Origin of the sequence: Actinophytocola gossypii, assembly GCF_025165815.1 — a bacterium.
Taxonomy (GTDB): domain Bacteria; phylum Actinomycetota; class Actinomycetes; order Mycobacteriales; family Pseudonocardiaceae; genus Actinophytocola; species Actinophytocola gossypii.
Genome location: NZ_JAFFZE010000042.1, coordinates 1 through 2,142 on the forward strand (window position 1 = coordinate 1; position 2,142 = coordinate 2,142).

Genomic DNA, 2,142 nt, shown 5'->3' on the forward strand with positions numbered 1-2,142 from the left:
GGCCAGGACAAGCCAACTACGCCGCCGCCAACACCTTCCTCGACGCCCTCGCCCACCACCGCACCAACACAACCGCCGTGTCCTGGGGCCACTGGCACACCGACACCCAGCTCACCGGTCACCTCACCGACGCCGACCACGACCGGCTGGCGGCCCTCGGCATCCTCCCGTTGCCGGTCGTCACCGGCCTGCGACACCTCGACGCCGCCGTCGCCGCCCCCGGCGCGCACTACTGCCCGGCCCTGCTCGACACCGCCGCGCTGAGCCAGGACGTCGCGCCGCCCATCCTGCACCGGCTGCTCCGCCCGACCAGGAAGGCCACCAGGGCCGCGAGCGGGTTGCCGGCGGAACTCGCCGCGCTGCCGCCACACCAGCACCACGACCACGTCCAGCAGCTGGTCCGCACCATCACCGCCGACGTCCTCGGCCACGCCGACCTCCGCTCGGTGCACCCGACGACGAACTTCCGGGACCTCGGCTTCGACTCCCTGACCGCGGTACGCCTTCGCAACCAGCTCGGCCAGGCCACCGGCCTCACCCTCACCCCGACCCTCGTCTTCGACCACCCCACCCCGCACGCCCTCACCGCCTACGTCCTCGACCGGCTCCAGCCCAGCGCCCCCGCCGCCCCGGCGAGCCCGGTGACGGCGATCGCCGACGACGAGCCGATCGCCGTCGTCGGGCTCTCCTGCCGGTTCCCCGGCGGCGTGACGTCGGCGGACGAGCTGTGGGAGCTGGTGGCCTCGGGCCGGGACGCCGTGTCCGGGTTCCCGACGGACCGCGGCTGGGACCTCGACGCCCTGTTCGACCCGGACCCGGACGCGGTGGGATCGAGCCACTCCCGGTCCGGTGGGTTCGTCGACGGCGTCGCCGACTTCGACGCCGGGTTCTTCGGGATCAGCCCGCGCGAGGCCCTGGCGATGGACCCCCAGCAACGGCTGCTGCTGGAGGGCGTGTGGGAGGCGATCGAGCACGCCCGCATCGACCCGAACTCGTTGCGCGGCACCGACACCGGCGTGTTCGCCGGCATCATGCACCAGGACTACGGGTTCCTCTCGCAGTCCCGCCCCGACCTCGCCGGCTACCTCGGTCTCGGCACCTCCGCCAGCATCGTCTCCGGGCGGGTGGCGTACTCGTTCGGGTTCGAGGGTCCGGCGTTGACCGTGGACACGGCGTGTTCGTCGTCGCTGGTGGCGGTGCACCTGGCGGCGCAGTCGCTGCGGCGCGGTGAGTGTTCGCTGGCCGTGGCCGGGGGAGCGACGGTCAACTCCACCCCGAACGTGTTCGTCGAGTTCTCCCGCCAGCGCGGCATGTCCGTCGACGGCCGCTGCCGTTCCTTCTCGGCAGGCGCCGACGGCACCGGCTGGGGTGAGGGCGTCGGCGTGCTCGTCCTCGAGCGCCTGTCCGACGCCCGCCGCAACGGCCACCGCGTCCTGGCCCTGGTACGCGGCTCCGCCGTGAACCAGGACGGTGCGTCCAACGGTCTGACCGCGCCGAACGGGCCGTCGCAGGAACGGGTGATCCGCGCGGCTCTCGCGAACGCCGGACTGTCCACAACCGACGTCGACGCCGTCGAGGCGCACGGCACCGGGACCGTGCTCGGCGACCCGATCGAGGCACAGGCGCTCCTCGCCACCTACGGCCAGGGCCGCGACGAGCCGCTGTGGCTGGGGTCGGTCAAGTCGAACATCGGACATGCGCAGGCGGCGGCGGGTGCGGCCGGCTTGATCAAGATGATCATGGCGATGCGGCACGGCCGGTTGCCGGCGACGCTGCACGTTGACGAGCCCACGTCCAAGGTGGACTGGTCCGCCGGCGGCGTCGAGTTGTTGACCGAGCCGCGTGACTGGCCTGCGGTGGAGCGTCCTCGCCGGGCCGGTGTCTCGGCGTTCGGGGCCAGTGGCACGAACGCCCACGTCATCATCGAGCAGCCACCGTCGGAGCAGGCGCCGTCGGAGCAGGCGCCGTCGGAGCAGGCGCCGTCGGAGGAGGCGCCATCGGAGGAGGTGCCTGCGTCGGGGCCGGTGGTGTGGTCGGTGTCGGCTCGTTCGCCTGAGGCGCTGGCGGGTCAGGTTCGCCGGTTGCGGGACTGGGTGCGCGCCCACCCGGATGTGGATCCCGGTGAGGTGGCGTCGGCGTTGG

1 protein-coding gene is annotated in these 2,142 nt (G+C 73.2%); it reads left to right on the top strand.

Features of this window, described 5'->3' with window-relative positions:
* A partial coding sequence (locus tag JT362_RS35260; protein ID WP_260196302.1) for a type I polyketide synthase occupies window positions 1–2,142 on the top strand: 2,142 nt, incomplete at both ends.